The sequence below is a fragment of the Thermobifida cellulosilytica TB100 genome (assembly GCF_001517975.1).
GTDB lineage: Bacteria > Actinomycetota > Actinomycetes > Streptosporangiales > Streptosporangiaceae > Thermobifida > Thermobifida cellulosilytica.
Genome location: NZ_KQ950183.1, coordinates 83,282 through 105,781 on the forward strand (window position 1 = coordinate 83,282; position 22,500 = coordinate 105,781).

Below are 22,500 nucleotides of genomic sequence, written 5' to 3' on the forward strand. Positions count from 1 at the left end.
TCCGGCTCACCCTCGACCTGGACTTGCAGTGGTACGCCCAGCAGGCCCTCACCGAGCGGGTCGAGCAACTGGACGCCGAGGCGGGCACGGTCGTCGTGATGACCCGCGACGGCCAGATCAGGGCGATGGCCAACTACCCCACCTACGACCAGGCCGACTTCGCCTCGGTCAGCGCCGAGCAGCGCCGCAACGGCGCGGTCGCCGACGCCTTCGAGCCGGGCAGCACCAGCAAGGTCGTCACCGTCGCCGCGGCGCTGGAGGAGGACCTGGTCACCCCCGACACCGTCTTCACGGTCCCCAGCTCCGTCCGCCGCTACGACCAGGTGTTCCGCGACTCCTCCCCGCACCCGACCCAGCGGCTCACCGTCAACGGGATCATGGCCACCTCCAGCAACGTCGGGGCCATCCAGATCGGCGAGCAGGTGGGCGCCGAGCGGATGTACGACTACCTGCGCCGGTTCGGGTTCGGCCGCCCCACAGGGCTGGACCTGCCCGGCGAGAACACGGGAATCCTCACCGAGCCGCAGGGGTGGTCCGGCACCGACCTGCCGTCCGTCTCCTTCGGCCACAGCCTCTCGGTCAACGCCGTGCAACTGGCCGCCGCCTACGCCGCCATCGCCAACGACGGCGTCCGGGTGGAGCCCACGCTCGTGGCGGGCACGGTGGACGCCGACGGCGAGTTCGAGCCCGCGCCCCGGCCCGCGAGCGAACGGGTGGTCAGCGCCGAGACCGCCGCCGAGATCCGGCTGATGCTGGAGGCCGTCACCGGCGACATGGGCACCGCCGGCCAGGCCCGCATCGACGGCTACCGGGTCGGCGGCAAGACCGGCACCGCCAACCGGATCGACCCCGACACCGGCCGCTACGAGGGCGGCGGCTACGTCAGCTCCTTCGTCGGCCTCGCCCCGGTCGACGACCCCGAGCTGGTCGTCCTGGTGGTGCTGCACGGCCCGCAGGACGAGTACTACGGCGGCGAGGCGGCCACCCCGGTCTTCACCGACGTGATGTCGTTCGCGCTGAAGACCCTCCAGGTGCCGCCGACCGGCACCCGGCCGCCCGCGCTGCGCCTGGTGGAGTGAGCGGCGGGACGGCCGAACCGGTGCCGGACACACCGGCCGGGATCGCTTGCCAGGCGACGGCGCGGTGCCCGATGCTTGCGGACGTCCCCGACGCCTGACGCCGCCGGTCCCGGAGCGGAGCCGGCCGCACCGCGCCCGCGACGGACCGGGCGGGCACGGCGCTCCCCGAGCCGAACGTCTCCGCGGAGAATTGACCTCCACCAGCGGTGAACCGATAACCTCACGAGGTGTCACCCGTAATGCGACCCGAACACGTCCAGCCCCGTCCGCTGTCCGAACTCGTCCCGCTGCTCGGCCCGGACGCCTTCGTCACCTGCGTCGACCCCCTGGAGCCTCCGCTGGGCAGCGCGGCCGCCCCGCAGGCCGCGGAGCCGGAGCAGCCCCACGACGTCGCCTCCGTCCTCGTCAGCGGCATCACGCACGACTCCCGCGCGGTGCGCCCCGGGGACCTCTACGCGGCCCTGCCGGGGCAGCGCGTCCACGGCGCCAAGTTCGCCGAGCAGGCCGCCCGGGCCGGGGCCGTGGCCGTGCTCACCGACCCCGCCGGCTACGACCGCGCCGCGGCCACCAGGCTGCCGGTGATCACCGTGCCCGACCCGCGGGCCCTGCTGGGGGACGTGGCCGCCTGGATCTACGGCCGCCCGGCCGGGGAGCTGCTGCTGATCGGCATCACCGGCACCAGCGGCAAGACCACGGTCAGCTACCTGGTGGAGTCGGGGCTGCGTGCCGCGGGCCTGCGCAGCGGCCTGGTGGGCACCGTGGAGATCCGGGTGGACGACGAGCGCGTCGCCTCCTCCCTCACCACCCCCGAGGCCACCGACCTGCACGGGCTGTTCGCCCTCATGCGCGAACGCGAGGTCGACGGCGTGGCCATGGAGGTCTCCAGCCACGCCCTGGCGCTGGGCCGGGTCGACGGCGTGCGCTACGACGTCGCGGTGTTCACCAACCTCTCCCAGGACCACCTGGACTTCCACTCCGACCTGCGCGACTACTTCGACACCAAGGCGCGGCTGTTCACCCCCGAGTTCGCCAAGGTCGCCGTGGTCAACCGGGACGACACCTTCGGACGGGAGCTCGTCGACCGGATCACCGAACAGGGCGCGATCCCGGTCACCACGTTCTCCGCCGCGGGCGACGCCGAGGCGGACTGGTACGCCACCGACGTCGTGCTCGGACCGGAGGGCAGCCGGTTCCGGGTGGTCGGCCCCGGCGGGATGGAGATGGACGCCTCGGTGCGGCTGCCCGGCCCGTTCAACGTCTCCAACGCCCTGGCCGCGATCGTCGCCCTCATCGAGGCGGGCGTGCAGTTGCCCACCGCCCTGGACGGGGTCGCGGCGGCGCCCGGCGTGCCCGGCCGCATGGAGCGGATCGACGAGGGGCAGAACTTCACCGCCGTCGTCGACTACTCGCACAAGCCCGGCGCCATCGAGGCGGTCCTCACCTCGCTGCGGTCGATCACCAAGGGGCGGCTGACCATCGTGGTGGGCTGCGGCGGGGACCGCGACCGGGGCAAGCGCCCGCTCATGGGGGAGGCGGCGGCCCGGCTCGCCGACGCGGTCGTCCTCACCGACGACAACCCCCGCAGCGAGGACCCGATCACCATCGTCACCAGCATGCTGGAGGGCGTGGCGAAGGTCCCCGTGGACCAGCGCGCCCGCATCACGGTCGAACCGGACCGGCGCACCGCGATCGAGCTGGCGGTGGAGCGCGCCAAGCCCGGAGACGTGCTCGTGGTGGCCGGCAAGGGGCACGAGCGCGGCCAGTACGTGGGCGACCGGGTGCTGCCCTTCGACGACCGCGAGGTGCTGCGCGAGGCGCTGCGCTGGCGGGTGGGCGGGGAGTGACCCGCCGCCCGGCGCCGCCCCGCGGAGGCCGGGCCCGCCCGCTCCCCGGGGCACGGCGGCCGCGGGACGGCGGTCCGGCCACCGGTCCGGGCTGGTAGGGGACAGGTGCATATCCATCGCCCGGAGGGCCGGTTTTCGGACATCGGGTCCACAACGGGTCTCACTCGTGCCACATTCGGGTCTGAGCGCAACCCGGGTCGTCGATCTTGTTCTAAGGTTAGGTGCGGCAATCTCAGCCCGGCACCGTGGCGTCCGCATGCCGCTTCGCGGCTTTTGTGCAGCATCCCCGTTTCTCGCACGCTGTTCACTGTCAATCACGACGCTTCGAGCGTGGTGGACCGGGCCCGACTTGAGGAGTGGATTTGATCGCGCTGACGCTCGATCGGATCGCCGAGATCACCCGATCACGACTATGCGGATCGGCGCAGCCCGCAGCCATCGTCGACGGCCCGGTGGTGGTCGACTCGCGGCAGGCCGCTCCCGGTTCGCTGTTCGTCGCCCTGCGCGGCGCCCGGGTCGACGGCCACGACTTCGCCGAGGCCGCGGTCGCGGCCGGAGCGACAGCCGTCCTGTGCTCCCGCCCGGTGGACGTCCCCCACCTGCTGGTCGACGGCGGCGACGACGAGGTCGTGGCGGCGCTGGCCGAGCTGGCGCGCGCGGTCGTGGCGGAGCTCCCCGGCGCCGACGTCATCGGAGTCACCGGCTCGTCCGGGAAGACCACGACGAAGGACCTGCTGGCCCAGGTGCTGGGACGGATCGGCCCCACCGTCGCTCCCCCGGGGTCGTTCAACAACGAGATCGGCCATCCGCTCACCGTCCTGCGCGCGGACGAGACCACCCGCTTCATCGCGCTGGAGGTCGCCGCGCGCGGCGTGGGGCACATCGCGCACCTGTGCCGGATCGCGCCGCCGCGCATCGGCGTCGTGCTCAACGTCGGCAGCGCCCACATGGGCGAGTTCGGCGACCGCGAGACCATCGCCCGCGCCAAGGGCGAGCTCGTCGAGGCACTGCCCCCCGCCGAGCAGGGCGGCGTGGCCGTCCTCAACGCCGACGACGCCGCGGTGGCCGCCATGGCCGGGCGCACGGCGGCCCGGGTCGTCACCTACGGCCTGGCCGCGACCGCCGACGTCCGGGCCGAGGGAGTCGACCTGGACGAGACGGGGCGCCCCCGCTTCACCCTCGTCGTCGGCGGCGCCTCCGCCCCGGTGCACCTGCGCCTGGTCGGCGCCCACCAGGTGCACAACGCCCTGGCCGCCGCCGCGGTCCTGCACGAACTGGGCAGGGACGCCGCCGACATCGCCGAGGCCCTGGGCGAGGCCGGGCCGGTGAGCCGCTGGCGCATGGAGGTCACCGAGCGGCCGGACGGGGTGACCGTCGTCAACGACGCCTACAACGCCAACCCCGAGTCCATGGCGGCGGCCCTGCGCACGCTGGCCGCGCTGGCCACGGGCCGCCGCTCCTTCGCGGTACTGGGCCACATGGCCGAACTCGGCCCCGCGCACCGCACCGAGCACGAGCGGGTGGGACGCCTGGCGGCCGAGAGCGGAGTGGACGTCCTCGTCACCGTGGGCGACCAGGCGGCGGGCATCGCGGACGGGGCCGCCTCGGTCGCCGACTGGAAAGGGGAGACCGTGGCGGTCGCCGACGTGGCGGAGGCGGTCGCGGTGCTCGGGGAGCGTCTCAGACCCAAGGACATCGTCATGCTGAAGGGATCACGAGTGGCCGGTCTGGAACAGGTAGCCGAGCAGCTCATGGGTGTGGAGGCCGCCGAATGACCGGTATCATCGCGGCCGCGGGGATCTCCCTGCTGGTCTCCTTCCTCCTCATGCCCCCGCTGATCAAGATCCTGTACCGCTTCAAGTTCGGGCAGGAGATCCGCGACGACGGCCCGCAGGGCCACAAGACCAAGCAGGGCACGCCCACCATGGGCGGCATCGCCATCATCTTCGGCTCGGTCGTCGGCTACTTCGGCGCGCACGGGGTGACGATGACCCCGCCGACCGTCTCCGGCGTACTGGTGATCTTCCTGTTCGTCGGACTGGGCTGCGTCGGCTTCCTCGACGACTTCATCAAGATCTACAAGCGCCGCAGCCTGGGCCTGCGCAGCGGCGCGAAGATGCTCGGCCAGGTCATCGTGGGCGTGGGCTTCGCCGTCGGCGTCACGATGTTCCCCAACTCCTACACCTACACGCCGGGCTCCACCCACCTGTCGCTGCTGCGCGATTTCGGCCCGCCCATGGCGGTGTGGCTGTTCGTGATCTGGGCGCTGCTGCTGATCGTGGCCACCTCCAACGCGGTCAACCTCACCGACGGCCTGGACGGACTGGCCACCGGGGCGACCATCCTCTCCCTCGTCGCCTACGTCATCATCGGCAACTGGCAGTTGCGGCAGAGCTGCATCAACGCGCTGGAGCCCAACTGCTACACCGTGCGCGACCCCCTGGACCTGGCCGTCGTGGCCGCCGCCGCGCTGGGCGGCTGTATCGCGTTCCTCTGGTTCAACGCTCCCCCCGCCAAGATCTTCATGGGCGACACCGGGTCCCTGGCGCTGGGCGGCCTGCTGGTGGGCCTGGCCATCACCACCCGCACCCAGTTGCTGCTGCTGGTCATCGGCGGCCTGTTCGTCCTGATCACCGCCTCGGTGATCATCCAGGTCGGCTCGTTCCGCCTCACCGGCAAGCGGGTGTTCCGCATGGCCCCCCTCCAGCACCACTTCGAGCTGAAGGGGTGGGCCGAGACCACCATCGTGATCCGCTTCTGGATCATCCAGGGGCTGTTCGTGGCCGCCGCGATCGCCCTGTTCTACCTGGAATGGATGCCACGGTAAGCGATGACTGACACCACGACGGAGCTGGGAGGACGTCGGGTCTGCGTGACCGGGCTGGGGGTCTCCGGACCCCCGGTCGCCCGGGCGCTGCTGGAGCGGGGCGCCCGCGTCACGGTCGTGGAGGGCCGCGACGACGAGGCGAACCGGGAACGCGCCCGGCAGTTGCGCGACCTCGGCGCCACCGTGGAACTCGGCGAGGTCGGCCTGCCCGAGGGCACCGAGCTCGTGGTCACCTCGCCCGGCTGGCGGCCCGACGCGCCCGTGCTGGCCGCGGCCGCCGACGCCGGGATCGAGGTGATCGGCGACGTCGAACTGGCCTGGCGGCTGCGCCCCGCCGACCAGGTCTGGCTCGCCGTGACCGGCACCAACGGCAAGACCACCACGGTCCGCATGCTGGAGGCGATGCTGCGCGCCGACGGGCGCCGCGCCCTGGCCGTCGGCAACGTCGGCACCCCCGTCATCGAGGCGGTGCTCGCCACCGGCGAGGAGCGCTACGACGTGCTCGCCGTGGAACTGTCCAGCTTCCAGTTGCACTGGTCGTCCACGCTGCGCCCGCACGCCGCCGCGATCCTCAACATCGCCCCCGACCACCTGGACTGGCACGGCGGCATGGAGGCCTACGCCGCGGCCAAGGCCAGGATCTACGGTCCGGGGACCGTGCGCGTGGTCAACGCCGCCGACCCGCTCATCCGCACGCTCGCCGAGACCCACGGCGACCCCGCGGCCCCGCTGGTCGGCTTCGGCACGGGCGTGCCGCGCGCGGGCGAGCTCGGCCTGGTCGAGGACCTGCTGGTGGACCGCGCCTTCGTGCCCGACCCGCGCACCGGCGCGGTGGAGCTGGCCACGCTGGCCGACGTGGTCCCGGCCGCGCCGCACAACGTCGCCAACGCGCTGGCCGCCGCCGCGCTGGCCCGCTCGGCCGGAGCGGCCCCCGAGGCGGTCCGCGCGGGCCTGCACGCCTTCCGCCCCGAACCGCACCGCATCGCCCACGTGGCCACCGTCGACGGCGTCGACTACGTCGACGACTCCAAGGCCACCAACGCGCACGCCGCCGCCGCGTCCCTGGCCGCCTACCCCTCCGTGGTGTGGGTGGCCGGCGGGCTGCTCAAGGGCGCCGACGTCACCGACCTGGTGCGGGACGCGGCCGGGCGGCTGCGCGGCGTGGTGCTGCTGGGCGCGGACCGCGAGCAGTTGCGCGAGGCGCTGGAGAAGTACGCGCCGCACGTGCCCGTCGTGGACGTGGCGCGCACCGACGAGGGCGCGATGGCCGAGGTGGTCGCCGCGGCGGCACGGCTCGCGCAGAAGGGCGACACGGTGCTGCTCGCCCCCGCGGCGGCCTCCATGGACATGTTCCCCAACTACTCCGAGCGCGGCAACGCGTTCGCCCGGGAGGTCCGCGCACTGGCCTCCTCCTGAACCGGACCGCGACCGAATCGGTGCCGTATCGACGCCGGGGGCGCGTGAACCTTCTGGCGAGTTGCGCGTCCCCCGCCCGGTCCTGTCAGAAAAAACCCCAACACGCCGGTTATGTGCGCGTCCCCGCCGCCCTCAGCCGTCAGACTGGTGCACCGGGTGCACTGTGCACCGAGGGTCACCAGCAGGCGTGGGCGGGAGGAAGTACATGGCGGCCACGACATCGGTCCCCCCTGCCGCCGGGGGCGGCGCAGCCCGGGCGCGGCGCGCGCCGCGGACCGGGACGGCCGACAGAGCCGTGCTCGGCCGCGCCCGCGAGTTCACCCGGCTCCTGGACCGTCCGCTGACCTCCTACTACCTGCTGTTCGGCAGCGGCGCCCTGCTCATCGGGTTCGGCCTGGTCATGGTGCTGTCCTCCTCCATGGTCGACTCCTACACCGAGACCGGGTCGGCGTTCTCCCTCTTCCTCAAGCAGGCGTTCGCCGCGCTCATCGGCATCCCGCTGATGCTGCTCGCCTCCCGCCTGCCGGTGCGGGCGCTGCGGCAACTGGGCGGGCCGCTGATGCTGGTCTCCGTCCTGCTGCTGGTCCTCACCGTCTTCCAGGGGGTCGAGTACTACGGCGCCAGCCGGTGGCTGGAGATCGGCGGGATCACCGTCCAGGCGTCCGAGCCCGCCAAGCTCGCCTTCGCGCTGTGGGGCGCCAACGTGCTCGCCCGCAAGGAGGAGCTGCGGGAGCTGAGCGAGTGGCGGCACCTGCTGGTGCCGCTGCTGCCCGGCTGCGGCGTCCTGGTGCTGCTCGTCCTCATGGGCAGCGACCTGGGCACCTCGTTCGTCCTCATGGCGGTGCTGGTGGCGCTGCTGTGGATCATCGGCGTGCCGGGACGCCTGTTCCTCGGCGTGGTCGGCCTGGTCGGGCTGCTGGTCGTCATCATGATCGCCGTCGAGCCCTACCGGCTCAAGCGCCTGACCGCCTTCCTCAACCCCGAGGCCGACCCGTTCAACAGCGGCTACCAACTGCTGCACGGCCTCTACGCGATGGGCACCGGCGGACTGCTGGGGCTGGGCATCGGCGCGAGCCGGGAGAAGTGGGGGCACCTGCCGCACCCGGAGAGCGACTTCATCTTCGCGATCATCGGCGAGGAGTTCGGCCTGCTCGGCACTCTCCTGGTGATCGGGCTGTTCGGGGTGCTCGGCTACTCGGGGCTGCGCGTGGCCGCCCGGGCCGCCGACCCCTTCGTGCGGCTGACCGCGGTGGCGGTCACCACGTGGATCTGCGTCCAGGCGATGGTCAACATCGGCACCGTCATCGGAGTGCTCCCGGTCACCGGCATTCCGCTGCCCTTCGTCTCGGCCGGGGGCTCCGCCCTCATCCCCACGATGCTGGGCATGGGCGTGCTGCTGACGCTGGCCAGGAACGAGCCCGCCGCACGCCAGGCGTTGGCGGCTCGGGGTCCGACATATACGCAAAGGGCTCTAAGCTGGCTGGGCCTGGGTAACGGCGCGGGCCGTGAGTCCGCACGCGCCGACCGGGCTCCCAAGACACGCCCGACGCAGGTTCAAGCGAGGAGGAATCGGCGACGATGAGGGTAGTCCTCGCCGGAGGCGGCACGGCCGGACACGTGGAACCCGCACTGGCCCTGGCCGATGCACTGCGGCGCATCAACCCTGACACCCAGGTGCTGTGCCTGGGCACCGAGCGGGGACTGGAGCAGCGCCTCGTCCCCATGCGGGGCTACGAACTGGCGCTGATCCCCGCGGTGCCGCTGCCCCGCAAGCTCACCCCCCAGTTGCTGTCGGTCCCCGGTCGGCTGGCCAACGCGATCAGCACCGCGGCCAAGCACCTGGAGCGCATCCAGGCCGACGTCCTCGTCGGCTTCGGCGGCTACGTGGCCACCCCCGGCTACCTGGCAGCGCGCAGCCGCCGCATCCCGATCGTGGTGCACGAGGCCAACCCGCTGCCCGGTCTGGCCAACCGGCTCGGCGCGCGGCTCACCCCGCACGTGTTCACCGGGCACCCCCACACCGAGATCCGCAACGGCCGCTACATCGGCATCCCCCTGCGCACCCGGATCTCCACCCTGGACCGGCTGGCCGCGGGCGACCGGGCCCGCGCCAAGCTCGGCCTCCGCCCCGACCTGCCGACCCTGCTGATCTTCGGCGGCTCCCAGGGAGCCCAGGTCATCAACCAGACCGCCTTCGAGTGCGCCGAGGACTTCCACCAGGCCGGCATCCAGGTGCTGCACGTGGTCGGCCCCAAGAACGCCGACGGCCCCGAGGACCGCACCCGCGGCGGAGTCCCCTACGTGGTGGTGCCCTACGTCGACGAGATGGAGCTGGCCTACGCCGCCGCCGACGTGGCCATGTGCCGCTCCGGCGCGCTCACCTGCGCCGAGCTGACCGCGGTGGGCCTGCCCGGCGCGTTCGTCCCGCTGGCCATCGGCAACGGCGAGCAGCGGCTCAACGCCGAGCCGATCGTGCAGGCCGGGGGCGGCATCATGGTGGCCAACTCGGAGCTGAGCCCGCAGTGGATCCGCGAGCAGCTGATCCCGCTGCTCCTCGACACCGACCGGCTCGTGGCGATGTCGGAGGCCGCGTCGCGGCTGGGCCGCCGCGACGCCGACATGGCGCTGGCCCGCGAGGTCATCGCGGTGGCCAACGGCGACCGGTCCGGGGTGGACATGCCCATCGACTACTCAGAGGAACCGGGAGACGCCCGATGAGCCTGGTCGAACCGACCGAGCCGGTCGAGGTCGACAAACTGGGACGGGTCCACTTCGTCGGGATCGGCGGGGCCGGCATGTCCGGGATCGCCCGCGTGCTGCTGCAACGCGGCGTCGAGGTGTCCGGCAGCGACGCGCGCGACAGCGCCCTGCTGCGCGAGCTGGAGGAGCTGGGCGCGACCGTGCACGTCGGCCACGCCGCCGAGCACGTGGGCACCGCCGACACCGTGGTGGTCTCCTCCGCGGTCCGCGACACCAACCCGGAGCTGGTCGAGGCGCGCTCCCGCGGCCTGCGCGTGCTGCCGCGCGCCGCCGCGCTCGGCGCGCTGCTGCTGGACCGGCACGGGGTGGCGGTCGCGGGCACCCACGGCAAGACCACCACCACGTCCATGATCACCGTGGTGCTGCAACACCTGGGCGCCGAGCCCGGCTACGTCATCGGCGGGCAGTTGGTGACCACCGGGCTGGGCGCCGACGCGGGCGCGGGCGACGTCATCGTGGTGGAGGCCGACGAGAGCGACGGCTCCTTCCTCATGCTGTCGCCCAGGATCGCGGTGGTCACCAACGTCGAGGCCGACCACCTGGACAACTACGGCGGCCTGGAGGAGATCCACGCCAACTTCGCCGCGTTCGTCGACCGGGTCTCCGACACCCTCGTGGTGGGCGTGGACGACCCGGGGGCGCGCCGGGTCGCCGACGTCGCCCGCGAACGCGGCCGCAAGGTGCTCACCTACGGCGAGTCCGAGACCGCCGACTACCGGGTCTCCGACATCGCGGCCGCCGGGTTCACCACCGAGTTCACCCTGCACCCGCCCTCCGGCGACCCGGTGCACTGCACCCTCGCCGTGCCCGGGCGGCACAACGTGCTCAACGCCGCGGCGGCCGTCGCCGTCGCCGACGAGCTCGGCCACGACCCCGAGGTCGCGGTCGAAGGGCTCGCCGAGTTCGCGGGCACGGCGCGCCGCTTCGAGTTCAAGGGCGAGGCGGGCGGGGTGCGCGTCTACGACAGCTACGCCCACCACCCCACCGAGATCGCCGCGGACCTGGACGCCGCGCGCGCCGCACTCCGGTCGCGCGCCGCGGCCGGCGGCCCGGAGGGACGGGTCGTGGTGCTGTTCCAGCCCCACCTGTTCAGCCGCACCCGCATCTTCGCCGCCGAGTTCGCCGCGGCGCTCACCAAGGCCGACGAGGTCGTCGTCCTGGGGATCTACGCCGCCCGCGAGGACCCCGAGCCCGGGGTCACCTCCGAGCTGATCACCGACCGCGTCGGCCACGACCGGGTCTGCTACCAGCCCGACCGGGCGGAGGCCGTCCGGCGCGTGGCGTCGGTGGCGCGACCGGGCGACATCGTGCTGACGATGGGCGCCGGGGACGTCACCGAGCTCGGTCCGGAGATCGTCGCCGCACTGGGGTGAGGCGGTGCGCCGCGGACGGCCTCGCGGTGCACCGCCGACCGCAGGCACCGGAAGGAGGAGGGTGACGGCCGAGGAGCAGCGGGAGACGGACGCCCCCGTCGCGCGCCGCCAGTCCGACCCCTGGCAGGTCGCCTTCGTCGTCCTGCTCCTGGCGGGCCTGGTCGGCGCCGTGCTCTGGCTGCTGTTCGGCTCGCGGCTGCTCGTCGTCCGCCAGATCGAGGTCAGCGGAGTGGAGCGGCTCACCGAGGCCGAGGTGGCGGCCGCGGCGGACGTGGCCACCGGCACCCCGCTGGCCCGGGTCGACACCGAGGAGGTCGCGGCGCGCGTGGCCGCACTGCGCCTGGTCGAGTCCGTGGAGGTCCACCGCGGCTGGCCCGCCACGCTCCGCCTGGAGGTGACCGAGCGCGTCCCCGTGCTCGGCATCGCGGTGGAGGGCGGCTACCTCCTGGTGGACCGCGAGGGGGTGCGGATCACGGAGTCCGACGCCCGCCCCGAGGACTACCCCCTGGTCCGGGTCGCCGGAGAGGTCCACGGCAACCCCGCGGTCACGGAGAGCGCCGACATCGTCGGCCACCTGCCCCGGGAGCTGGCCGAGCGGGTCGACACCGTGGTGGCCACCGACCGCGCCCGCATCACCCTGGAGCTGGCCGACGGCACCACGGTGATGTGGGGCGACGCGGAGCGGGGCGCGGACAAGGCCCGGACGCTGGAGGTGCTCATGGCCCAGCACCCGCCCGAGCCGGGCCGCCACTACGACGTGAGCGCCGAGGGCGTCGCCGTCGTCCGGTAGCCGCGCTGTTGCGGCGGTGCCTGGCATTCGGCCGTGCGACACGCCGATAGGCTGAGGACGGTGGTTAGTTGCCCCTCACCAGGGTGGCGGCTTACTGTCGGAAAGCACAGTCTTTAGTTGACATAACTACGAGTACTGCCGTGTCACCCTGTGGCACGGACGGGGAGCGGACGTGCCCGCACGGTCCGTCCCCCGGCCCCCGGACGCCTCCCCGGAGACGCCCGGAACCACCGAAGCAAGCAGAACCGGACAGCTTTCGCGTCGATCCGGTCCCGGGAGGGACGCCCCCCACGGTCGCTCTTCCCGGGGGATCGGCGGAGTTGGCAAGAAGCGAGCGGAAAGGCCCCTCGTCGTGGCAGCACCGCAGAACTACCTCGCGGTCATCAAAGTCGTCGGAATCGGCGGCGGCGGCGTCAACGCCGTCAACCGCATGATCGAAGAGGGTCTCAAGGGCGTCGAATTCATCGCCATCAACACCGACGCTCAGGCGCTGCTCATGAGCGACGCCGACGTCAAGCTCGACGTCGGCCGCGAACTCACCCGCGGTCTGGGCGCGGGCGCCAACCCCGACGTGGGACGCAAGGCGGCCGAGGACCACCGCGAGGAGATCGAGGAGGTCCTCAAGGGCGCCGACATGGTCTTCGTGACCGCGGGCGAGGGCGGCGGCACGGGAACCGGGGGCGCCCCGGTGGTCGCCAACATCGCCCGCTCGCTGGGGGCGCTCACCATCGGCGTGGTCACCCGACCCTTCAGCTTCGAGGGCAAGCGGCGCGCCACCCAGGCCGAGTCGGGCATCGCGATGCTGCGTGAGGAGGTCGACACGCTCATCGTCATCCCCAACGACCGGCTCCTGTCGATCTCGGACCGCCAGGTCAGCGTCCTGGACGCGTTCAAGGCCGCCGACCAGGTGCTGCTGTCCGGTGTGCAGGGCATCACCGACCTGATCACCACTCCCGGCCTGATCAACCTCGACTTCGCCGACGTCAAGTCGGTCATGTCCGGCGCAGGGTCGGCGCTCATGGGGATCGGCTCGGCCCGGGGCGACGACCGCGCCGTCGCGGCGGCCGAGATGGCGATCTCCTCGCCGCTGCTGGAGGCCAGCATCGACGGCGCCCACGGGGTGCTGCTGTCCATCCAGGGCGGCTCCGACCTGGGCCTGTTCGAGATCAACGAAGCCGCCCAACTGGTGGCCAACTCCGCGGCCCCGGAGGCCAACATCATCTTCGGCGCGGTCATCGACGACGCGCTCGGCGACGAGGTGCGGGTCACGGTCATCGCGGCCGGGTTCGACGAGCCCCAGGTGGAGGCGCCGCCCCCGGCCCGCACGACGGCCGCGCCGACCCCGCCGCAGCCGGAGCGGCGGCCCGAACCGTCCGCCGCGGCCCGCACCGCGGAGCCTCCCCGGCCCGTGAAGCCCTCCCTGCCGGAGGCCGTGACGCGCCCCGATCCGGAACCGGGCCGCGAGGCCGGGGCCTCCGCCGAGACGCCGAAGACGGAGCAGGCCAAGTCCGAGGACCCGGCGTCCGGGGAGGCCAAGGAGTCCCGGGACGAGGACCGCCCCTACCGCCCGGGCGCCATCCACCCGGTGGGCGACAGCAGCTACAGCCGTCCCCGCCCCTCCGACAGCCCGTTCTCCCGAACCAGCGAGATCCCCACGCCGCGGCGCCGGGTGGTCTTCGACGAGGGCGACGATCTCGACGTCCCGGACTTCCTCAAGTAGCCGTCCCCCTGGCCCCTCCGCCCGGAGCGGCCAGGCTGCCCCCCGAACGATGAGGAGGTGCTCGCGTCATGGGCGCCGTGGTCGAGTTGGCCCCGGGTGTGCGCGCCGGGTTCACCGGGCGCGCCGGCGGGGTCAGCCGGGAGCCGTACGCGACCCTGAACCTGGGCGACCACGTCGGGGACGATCCCGAGGCGGTCGCCGAGAACCGAAGACGGGCCGCGGCCGGTTTCGGCCTCTCGCCGGACCGTGTGGTGTGGATGAACCAGGTCCACGGCGCCGACGCGGTGACCGTGACCGCTTCCGGCCGGGCCGGGGACGTCGACGCCGTGGTCACCACGGAGCCCGGGCTCGCCCTGGCGGTGCTGGTGGCCGACTGCCTGCCGCTGCTGGTGGCCGACCCCGAGGCCGGGGTCGTCGGCGCGGCCCACTCGGGCCGTCCGGGCATGGTGGCCGGGGTGGTGTCCTCCCTGCTCGCGGAGATGGAGCGCAACGGCGCCCGCCCGGAGCGGTGCACCGCGCTGCTCGGCCCGGTGATCTGCGGACGCTGCTACGAGGTGCCCCGGCAGATGCAGGACGAGGTGGCCCGCGCCGTGCCGGAGGCGAGATGCACCACACAGGAGGGCACTCCGGGGGTGGACATCCGGGCGGGTGTCACGGCACAGTTGAAACGCCTGGGTGTGGCGAATGTCACCCATGATGCTCGGTGCACCCGGGAGAGCCCCGACCTGTTCTCGTACCGTCGCGACTCGACCACCGGCCGGTTCGCCGGGTACATCTGGAGGCTCCCGTGAGCGGGGACGCGCGGCGCGCCCAGCTCGCCGCGAACCTGGAACGGGTCCGGGAACGGGTGGCCGCCGCCTGCGCGGCGGCCGGGCGCGCGGTCGAGGAGGTCCGGGTGATCGCGGTGACGAAGCACTTTCCGGCCTCTGACGTGCGCATTCTCGCCGAGCTGGGCCTGCGCGACGTGGGCGAGAACCGGGACCAGGAGGCCGCCCCGAAGGCCGCCGAATGCCGTGATCTCGATCTCACCTGGCACTTCGTCGGACAGTTGCAGACCAACAAGGCCCGTTCGGTGGTGCGCTACGCCGACGTGGTCCACTCCGTGGACCGCGCCCGGCTGGTCACGGAGCTGGGCCGCAGGGTCCGCGCCGCGGGGCGCACCCTGACCTGCCTGGTGCAGGTCAACCTCGATCCCGACTCCGAGAAGGGGGTGATCGGCCCCCGTGGCGGAGCCGACCCCGCGGACGTCCCGGCCCTGGCAGAGGCGGTCGAGGCGGAGGAGGGGCTCACTCTGGGCGGTGTGATGGCCGTCGCACCCCGCGAGGGGGATCCGAGAGCCGCGTTCGACCAGCTTAAAGCAGTCGCCGACGACCTTCGGGCTCGCTACCCTCATGCCACGACGATCTCCGCCGGCATGAGCGGGGACCTGGAGGCCGCGGTGGAGCGGGGAACGACACATCTGAGAATAGGTGCGGCGTTGCTTGGCGATCGGAGGTTGATCGTGGGGTAATGTCCCCAGATGGACCCTGGGGGCACACGCTGTTCCCTCCGCTCAGGGGGTGGATGGGGACCGAATCCATCGACAAGTCATCTGCGGTGAATCACCACAGGGACGACGGAGGACAAGAGATGGCCGGCGCGATGCGCAAGATGGCGGTCTACCTCGGCCTCGTGGAGGACGACCGTTACGATCACCGTTATGCCGACGACTACGATGACTTCGAGGACTTCGACGAGGCCGTCGACGAGCGGCCCGTCCGGAAGCGCGGTCCCCGTGACGAAGCCCGAGACGACTCCGTAGCGGATTCGGTTGATCACCCCTCGTCGCGAAACGAGCGTCGTTCCGCCCCGGCCACCGCAGATCTCGCCCGAATCACGACACTCCATCCCCGGACCTACAACGAAGCGCGTACTATCGGAGAGCATTTCCGTGAAGGCATCCCGGTGATCATGAACCTCACCGAGATGGTTGACAGTGACGCCAAGCGGCTGGTCGACTTCGCGGCGGGGTTGATCTTCGGCCTCCACGGGAGCATCGAACGGGTGACCAACAAGGTGTTCCTGTTGTCTCCGGCTAATGTTGAGGTGACCGCTGAAGACAAAGCACGTATCGCTGAGCGAGGGTTCTTCAATCAGAGTTAGAGCAGCAGACACGTTGAGCGAGGCAGCCGGAGTACGGGAGTGAACATCGTCCAAGTCGTGCTCGGCAACGTTCTGATCTTCGTCCTATACCTCTTCCTGTTCGCGCTGATCGGACGGTTGGTGTTCGACCTGGTTCAGATGTATGCCAGATCATGGCGGCCCGCCGGATTGGTCCTGGTTCTGGCCGAGACGACCTACACGATCACGGACCCGCCGCTCAAGTTCCTGCGTCGCTTCATCAAACCCATCAGGTTGGGGAGTGTCGCGCTCGACTTGAGCTTCATGATCCTGTTCCTTGTGGTGTCGATCCTCCTCCAGGTCGTGACGTCTGTCCTGACCATGTAGCGAGACCCGAGACGGCAGAAAGGTAGGCTCCGGTTCCGATACATGAGTCTTGGTCATGATCTGGAGTGCCATAAGGTCACGATCAGGTAGCGTCCCTACGGACGGAGTCCAAGCGCGCCAAGGAGACGAACATGCCGCTGACACCTGCGGATGTACGCAATAAACAGTTCAGTACGACCCGGTTGCGTCCGGGATACGACGAAGAAGAGGTCGACGCCTTCCTCGACGAGGTCGAAGCCGAGCTCGATCGTCTGATCCAGGAGAACGAGGAGCTGCGCGGCAAGCTCGCAGAGTGCCTGCGCGGCAAGGTTCCCCCCGCGGGAATGAACGACTTCCAGCCCCAGGAGCCCCCCGTTCCCCAGGAAGCCCCCAAGGCCGAGATGCCCATGCGGCAGCCCGAGCCGATGCGTCCGCCCGAGCCGGCCCCCGCTCCCACCATGGGACTGCCCGGCGGCGAGGACAACATGGACACCGCCGCCCGGGTGCTGGCCCTCGCCCAGCAGACCGCCGACCAGGCCATCTCCGACGCCCGTCGCGAGGCCGACGAGACGCTGGGCCGCGCCCGCCACGAGGCCGAGGACATCCTCGGCAAGGCGCGCCGCCAGGCCGAGCAGATCATCAACGAGGCCCGTGCCCGGTCGGAGAACCTGGACCGCGACGCCCAGGAGCGGCACCGCCAGGTCATGGGGTCGCTCGTGCAGCAGCGCGACGAGCTGGAGCACAAGGTCGCCGCTCTCAAGGACTTCGAGCGCGAGTACCGCAGCCGTCTCAAGGACTACTTCGAGCGCCAACTGCGTGAGCTCAACGAGGGAGCGCCCGACTACGGCAACCCGAACACCACGGGTGGCTTCCAGACCATGTCGCCTCCCACCGGGGGCAGCCCGTCGCTCCAGCACACCAGCCCGGGGACCCCGAACCCGTTCGCTTCGCCCGAGCCGGCGCCGCACGGCTACCACCCGGGTGATCCGCACGACCGTCACTGAGCGGACGGTCCGCAGAACACACGGTCCAACTCGCCCCTGAACCCTGAGAAGGCATTCACCCGGTGATCATCGTCTGCCTGGTGCTGGTCGTAGCGGCCTTCGTCGTGATCGGCGTGGCACTGGCGCTCGCAGAGCTGACTCTGGTCAACATCGCGCTGGCGCTCGGCGGCCTGTCCGCCGTGCTGCTCGCGGTGGAGTTCGTCCGCAACAGGAAGACCCTGTTCGGGCCGGGCCGTGCAGCGGCACTGCCCGATCACCGGAATGCCCGACTCCACGGGGCCATGACGGGACAGGCACGGACGGACGGTTTGGGGAAGGCGTCCGTCCCGCCTCCGAGCATGGTGGCGGCCACCGGCCAGGTGGCTCCGGTCGCCGACGTCGGCGGCCTCCCCGTGGCGGTCCAGGGGACCGGGGACCCCGACACCACCGTCCCCGCGCCGGTCGCCGAACCGGTGCGGGAGGCGTTCTCCCCGGCCTCTCCCGGGGCCTCCGGCGCGGTCGGGTCCGATGCGGCGGAGCCGCACGGATCGACCGCGGCCGACGGCCCCGAGGCCGACCACTCCGACGACGCCATTCCGCAGCGCACCGCGGCCGCGGCCGAGGACGCCGGAACCGACGGCTCCGGTGCGCCCGACGAGGCCGCGGAGCACTCCCGGGACGGGGACGTCGACGACACGGGCGCCGCGGAGGCGGACACCGAGGCCGAGGAGGCCGCGGACGACGACGCGGATCCCGACGCCACGATGACGATGCCGGTTCCCGTGGGCCTGCACGGGGCCACCGCCGTCAGGACCGAGGAGGCCGCGGACGACGAGGCCGCGGAGGCCGCCGCGGAACCGGACGGCGGCGCGGACACCGCGCCCTCCGCCGACACCGGCTCCTCCGAGGCGGACCGCCCCGACGGCTCCGACGGCGACAGCGGGGCCGCGCGCGACTCTGCCGACACCGACTCTGCCGACACCGACTCTGCCGACGAGGGCTCCAACGACACGGGCGCCGCGGAGGCGGACACCGGGGCCGAGGAGGCCGCGGACGACGACGCGGATCCCGACGCCACGATGACGATGCCGGTTCCCGTGGGCCTGCACGGGGCCACCGCCGTCGACGCCGACGAGACCGCCTCCGCAGACGACGACACCGACCCCGGCAGCTCCGACGACGCGGAGGACCTCGGCGAGATCACCTTCCGGGAACCCGCCGAGTGGAGCCCGCCCTTCGCCCTGCCCACCCGGGAGCAGAGCGAGAGCAAGAACGTCTCCGCCGCGGCGATCGCCGCGCTCGCCGCCCGCTGGACCCCCACCGGCGCGGACCTGGACTCCCCCGGCACGGACGCCGACGCGGCCGAGGAGCCCGACGGCGGCCGGCCCACCGGCTCCGCCGGGACCGACACCTCCCGCGACGGCACCGCGGCCAAGGACCCCGACGCCGCGGACTGACGACGCCCGCGCGCCCCGCCCGCTTCCCAGGGCGCAGCATCCGCCCCTCACGGGGGCGTCCCGGCCCCCTCCTCGCGCCGCCGCACGCCCGCCGCTGCGGGCGGACCCGCGGGACGCACCAGCCGCCGTGTCCCGCACCCCGGGCGCGGCCCGACGGCCGCAGACCACCCCCGGAACCGTCCTGCTGTCCTCCGGACCGGGCCCCGCAGCGGCTCCGCCGTCCCGGACAGCCCGACAACAGCGGCGGGGCCGCGGACCGGTCCCGGTCCGCGGCCCCGCTCCGGTCGGATCAGGCCTTGCGCAGCCGCAGGGTGATGCCGAACTCCTCCGAGACCACCTCGTAGGCGTCGTCGGCGCCGGGACCCTCGGTGAGGGAGACCGCCAGCACCTCGCCGCCGATCGTCTCGGCGTGCTCGGCCATCGCCTGCGCCACCGTCTCGTCGGCGGACGACCACCACAGCTCGATGCGGTCGGAGATGTCCAGCCCGCTGGACTTGCGGGCGTCCTGCACCAGGCGGACGACCTCGCGGGCCAGCCCGGCGCGGCGCAGCTCCGGCGTCAGCTCCAGGTCCAGCGCCACCGTCTCACCGGACTCCGAGGCCACCGCCCAGCCCTCCCGGGGCTGCTCGGTGACCAGCACCTCGTCGGCGGAGAGCACGACCTGCTCGCCGTCGACCTCCACGGTCGCCGAGCCCTCGGCGCGCAGCCGCTCCACCAGCGCCTTGGCGTCGGCGCCCTGGATGGCCTGGGCGACCCGCGGGGTGCCCTTGCCGAACCGCTTGCCCAGCGCGCGGAAGTTCGGCTTGACCGAGTAGTCCACCAGGTCGCCGACCACCGACAGCGGGTCGAGCTGCACCACGTTCAGCTCTTCGGAGATCTGCGCCCGCAACTGCTCCGGCAGCGCCTCGAAGCCCCTGGCGCCCACGAGCGCCCGCGCCAGCGGCTGGCGGACCCGCTGTCCGGAGTCCACGCGGGCGGCCCGCCCCAGCTCCACCAGGCGGCGCACCAGCGCCATCTGCTCCGACAGCTCCGGGTCGATCAGCGACTCGTCGGCCTTCGGCCAGGAGGCCAGGTGCACCGACTCCGGGGCGTCGGGGCGGCGCAGCGCCTGCCAGACGTGGTCGGTGATGAACGGCACGATCGGAGCCATCAGCAGGGTGAGGGTCTCCAGGCACTCGAACAGCGTCGCGAACGCCGACGCCCCCTCGGGGGTGTCGGGGCCCGCCCAGAAGCGGCGGCGCGACCGGCGCACGTACCAGTTCGACAGGTCGTCGATGAACGCGGTGAGCGCGCGGCCCGCGATCGCCGGGTCGAACCGCTCCAGCGCGTCGTCGACCGTCTTGACCAGCGAGTTCAGCTCCGACAGCAGCCAGCGGTCCAGCAGCGGCCGGTCCTTGGGGGCGGGGGCGTCGGCGAGCCGGTCGTGGCTCCACCCCTGGCCCGCGCCCGCGTACAGGGTGAAGAAGGACGCCGAGTTGTAGTAGGTCAGCAGGACCTTGCGGACGATCTCCTCCAGCACGGTGTGCCCGACCCGGCGCGGCATCCACGGGGAGCCGCTGGCCGCCATGAACCAGCGCAGGGCGTCGGCGCCGTGCCGGTCCATCACCGGGATCGGCTCCAGGATGTTGCCCAGGTGCTTGCTCATCTTGCGGCCGTCCTCGGCGAGGATGTGGCCCAGGCAGACCACGTTCTCGTAGGAGGACCTGCCGAACACCAGGGTGCTGACCGCCATCAGCGAGTAGAACCAGCCGCGGGTCTGGTCGATGGCCTCGCAGATGTACTGGGCGGGGAAGTTCGCCTCGAACTTCTCCTGGTTGCGGTGCGGGGCGCCCCACTGCGCGAACGGCATCGCGCCCGAGTCGAACCACACGTCGATGACCTCCGGCACCCGGCGGGCCACCCGCTGCTCCAGCGGCAGCGACGGGTCGGCGTCGGGGTCGGGGATGACGATGTCGTCCACGTAGGGGCGGTGCGGGTCCAGGTCGGACAGGTCCTGCCCGCTCAGCTCGCTCAGCTCCTTGAGGGAGCCCACGCAGATCCGCCGCCCGTCGGGGAACTCCCAGATCGGCAGCGGGGTGCCCCAGTAGCGGCTGCGCGACAGCGCCCAGTCGACGTTGTTGCGCAGCCACTCGCCGTAGCGGCCGTCCTTGACGTTGCCGGGCACCCAGTTCGTCTTCTCGTTCTCGGCGAGCAACTGGTCCTTGATCGCGGTGGTCCGGATGTACCAGGACGGCACCGCGTAGTACAGCAGCGGCGTGTGGCAGCGCCAGCAGTGCGGGTAGCTGTGCTCGTAGGCCAGGTGCGCGAAGAGCAGGCCGCGCTCCTTCAGGTCGGCGACGAGCGCCTTGTCCGCGGTCTTGAAGAACACGCCGCCCACGAGGTCCAGGTGCTCCTCGAAGGTGCCGTCGGCGCGCACCGGGTTGACCACGGGCAGCCCGTAGGCGCGGCAGACCTGCATGTCGTCGGCGCCGAAGGCGGGCGCCTGGTGGACCAGGCCGGTGCCGTCCTCGACGGTGACGTAGTCGCCGAGCACCACGAAGTGCGCGGGCGTGTCGAACTCCACCAGCTCGAAGGGGCGCCGGTAGGTCCAGCGCTCCATCTCGGCGCCGGTGAACCGCTGCCCGGTGGGCTCCCAGCCCTCGCCGAGCGCGGCGCCCAGCAGCGGCTCGGCCACGACCAGCCGCTCGGAGCCGTCGGTGGCCACCACGTACTCCACCTCCGGGTGCACCGCCACGGCGGTGTTGGACACCAGCGTCCACGGGGTGGTGGTCCACACCAGCAGCGCCGCCTCGCCGGCCAGCGGGCCGGAGGTCAGCGGGAAGCGCACGTACACCGACGGGTCGGTGACGGTCTCGTAGCCCTGCGCCAGCTCGTGGTCGGACAGCGTGGTGCCGCAGCGCGGGCAGTAGGGGCTGATCCGGTAGTCCTGCACCAGCAGGCCCTTGTCCCAGATCTGCTTGAGCGCCCACCACACCGACTCCACGTACTCGCGGTCCATGGTGCGGTAGGCCTCGTCCATGTTCACCCAGTAGCCCATGCGCCGCGTCATCTCGGTGAACGCGTCCACGTTGCGCAGCACCGACTCGCGGCAGCGGGCGTTGAACTCGGCGACGCCGAAAGCCTCGATGTCCTTCTTGCCGGAGAGCCCCAGCTCCTTCTCCACGGCGACCTCGACGGGCAGGCCGTGGCAGTCCCACCCGGCCTTGCGGTCGACGTGGAAGCCCTTCATCGTCTTGAAGCGGGGAAAGACGTCCTTGAACACGCGCGCCTCGACGTGGTGCACGCCGGGGGTGCCGTTCGCGGTGGGGGGACCCTCGTAGAACACCCAGCTCGGGCCGCCCTGTGTCTGCTCCAGGGACCGTTCGAAGATCTTCTGCTCCGTCCAGCGCCGCAGCACCTCGTGCTCCATCGAGGGCAGGTCGATCTGGGCGGGCAGCGCGGGGAACGGTCGGGTCGACTCCTTCGACACGTGGCGTACCTTTCCATCAGGGGTGTCGGTCACCTGACGGAGGGACGAGGCGGCAGGCCCCGCGGTACCACCCTCCTTGGCCGCGCGGCCGGGCGCCGCGCGTCCCACTTCGTTCCTGACGCTGCCGGTTCTACTGGGCGCCTTCGGGCGCCGTTCTTCCGGCGGCTCCGGGGTGATCTTCCCGTGCGGGCATACCCCCGGGCTTCCACCGTCCCCGGGTCGCTCACGGCTGTGTCCGCCGGTACTCGTCCCCATCAACGCCTTGCTGGCTCGAGGATAACCCACCCCGGGAGGGCCGCCCGCGCCGTTTTCCGAC

At 72.3% G+C, this 22,500-nt stretch carries 17 protein-coding genes; 16 read left to right on the top strand and 1 reads right to left on the bottom strand.

The features are described from left to right. The 16 genes from AC529_RS13080 to AC529_RS13155 all read left to right on the top strand — a co-directional run. Positions 1 to 1,079, top strand: a 1,079-nt coding sequence (locus AC529_RS13080) for a peptidoglycan D,D-transpeptidase FtsI family protein (RefSeq protein ID WP_198156416.1), incomplete at its 5' end; no start/stop codon positions are given. Positions 1,080 to 1,318: 239 nt separating this feature from the next. Further along, a complete protein-coding gene (locus tag AC529_RS13085; RefSeq protein WP_068757061.1) occupies positions 1,319 to 2,923 on the top strand; it encodes a UDP-N-acetylmuramoyl-L-alanyl-D-glutamate--2,6-diaminopimelate ligase in 1,605 nt (534 codons plus the stop codon). Between the two features lie 362 nt (positions 2,924 to 3,285). Next, positions 3,286 to 4,698 (top strand): UDP-N-acetylmuramoyl-tripeptide--D-alanyl-D-alanine ligase, encoded by a 1,413-nt coding sequence (locus tag AC529_RS13090; protein ID WP_068757063.1) that lies wholly within the window; start codon positions 3,286 to 3,288, stop codon positions 4,696 to 4,698. After that, complete coding sequence (gene mraY / locus AC529_RS13095; protein ID WP_068757065.1) at positions 4,695 to 5,750, top strand: phospho-N-acetylmuramoyl-pentapeptide-transferase; 1,056 nt, start codon at positions 4,695 to 4,697, stop codon at positions 5,748 to 5,750. The genes AC529_RS13090 and mraY overlap by 4 nt, the downstream gene beginning before the upstream one ends. 3 nt (positions 5,751 to 5,753) lie before the next feature. Continuing rightward, on the top strand, positions 5,754 to 7,166 hold the full coding sequence (gene murD / locus AC529_RS13100; protein ID WP_068757067.1) for a UDP-N-acetylmuramoyl-L-alanine--D-glutamate ligase: 1,413 nt from the start codon (positions 5,754 to 5,756) through the stop codon (positions 7,164 to 7,166). Positions 7,167 to 7,371: 205 nt separating this feature from the next. Next, positions 7,372 to 8,748 (top strand): putative lipid II flippase FtsW, encoded by a 1,377-nt coding sequence (gene ftsW, locus AC529_RS13105; RefSeq protein ID WP_068757069.1) that lies wholly within the window; start codon positions 7,372 to 7,374, stop codon positions 8,746 to 8,748. Further along, entirely contained in the window at positions 8,745 to 9,884 is a 1,140-nt protein-coding gene (gene murG, locus AC529_RS13110) for an undecaprenyldiphospho-muramoylpentapeptide beta-N-acetylglucosaminyltransferase (protein WP_068757071.1), read from the top strand. Before ftsW ends, murG begins: the two co-directional genes overlap by 4 nt. Continuing rightward, positions 9,881 to 11,299, top strand: a complete 1,419-nt coding sequence (murC, locus tag AC529_RS13115; RefSeq protein ID WP_068757073.1) for a UDP-N-acetylmuramate--L-alanine ligase — start codon at positions 9,881 to 9,883, stop codon at positions 11,297 to 11,299. The genes murG and murC overlap by 4 nt, the downstream gene beginning before the upstream one ends. A gap of 61 nt (positions 11,300 to 11,360) precedes the next feature. After that, positions 11,361 to 12,089: a cell division protein FtsQ/DivIB gene (locus AC529_RS13120; RefSeq protein ID WP_068757075.1), complete on the top strand. Its 729-nt coding sequence runs from the start codon at positions 11,361 to 11,363 to the stop codon at positions 12,087 to 12,089. A gap of 352 nt (positions 12,090 to 12,441) precedes the next feature. Then, a complete protein-coding gene (gene ftsZ / locus AC529_RS13125; protein WP_068757077.1) occupies positions 12,442 to 13,809 on the top strand; it encodes a cell division protein FtsZ in 1,368 nt (455 codons plus the stop codon). Between the two features lie 68 nt (positions 13,810 to 13,877). Further along, positions 13,878 to 14,600 carry a peptidoglycan editing factor PgeF gene (pgeF, locus tag AC529_RS13130; protein ID WP_068757079.1) on the top strand — a complete coding sequence of 241 codons (723 nt, stop codon included), beginning with the start codon at positions 13,878 to 13,880 and terminating at the stop codon, positions 14,598 to 14,600. Then, positions 14,597 to 15,319, top strand: coding sequence for a YggS family pyridoxal phosphate-dependent enzyme (locus tag AC529_RS13135; protein WP_068757081.1), 723 nt, complete (start codon positions 14,597 to 14,599; stop codon positions 15,317 to 15,319). The genes pgeF and AC529_RS13135 overlap by 4 nt, the downstream gene beginning before the upstream one ends. A gap of 119 nt (positions 15,320 to 15,438) precedes the next feature. Continuing rightward, positions 15,439 to 15,951, top strand: coding sequence for a cell division protein SepF (locus AC529_RS13140; RefSeq protein ID WP_068757083.1), 513 nt, complete (start codon positions 15,439 to 15,441; stop codon positions 15,949 to 15,951). A 39-nt stretch (positions 15,952 to 15,990) separates the two neighbouring features. Then, positions 15,991 to 16,296, top strand: a complete 306-nt coding sequence (locus AC529_RS13145; RefSeq protein WP_068757086.1) for a YggT family protein — start codon at positions 15,991 to 15,993, stop codon at positions 16,294 to 16,296. 131 nt (positions 16,297 to 16,427) lie between these two features. Then, complete coding sequence (locus AC529_RS13150) at positions 16,428 to 17,279, top strand: DivIVA domain-containing protein (RefSeq protein WP_068757088.1); 852 nt, start codon at positions 16,428 to 16,430, stop codon at positions 17,277 to 17,279. A 62-nt stretch (positions 17,280 to 17,341) separates the two neighbouring features. Continuing rightward, complete coding sequence (locus tag AC529_RS13155) at positions 17,342 to 18,715, top strand: hypothetical protein (protein ID WP_068757090.1); 1,374 nt, start codon at positions 17,342 to 17,344, stop codon at positions 18,713 to 18,715. 289 nt (positions 18,716 to 19,004) lie between these two features. Here the strand turns inward: AC529_RS13155 and ileS are convergent, their stop codons facing one another. Continuing rightward, entirely contained in the window at positions 19,005 to 22,184 is a 3,180-nt protein-coding gene (gene ileS / locus AC529_RS13160; RefSeq protein WP_068757092.1) for an isoleucine--tRNA ligase, read from the bottom strand. Between the last annotated feature and the right edge of the window lie 316 nt (positions 22,185 to 22,500).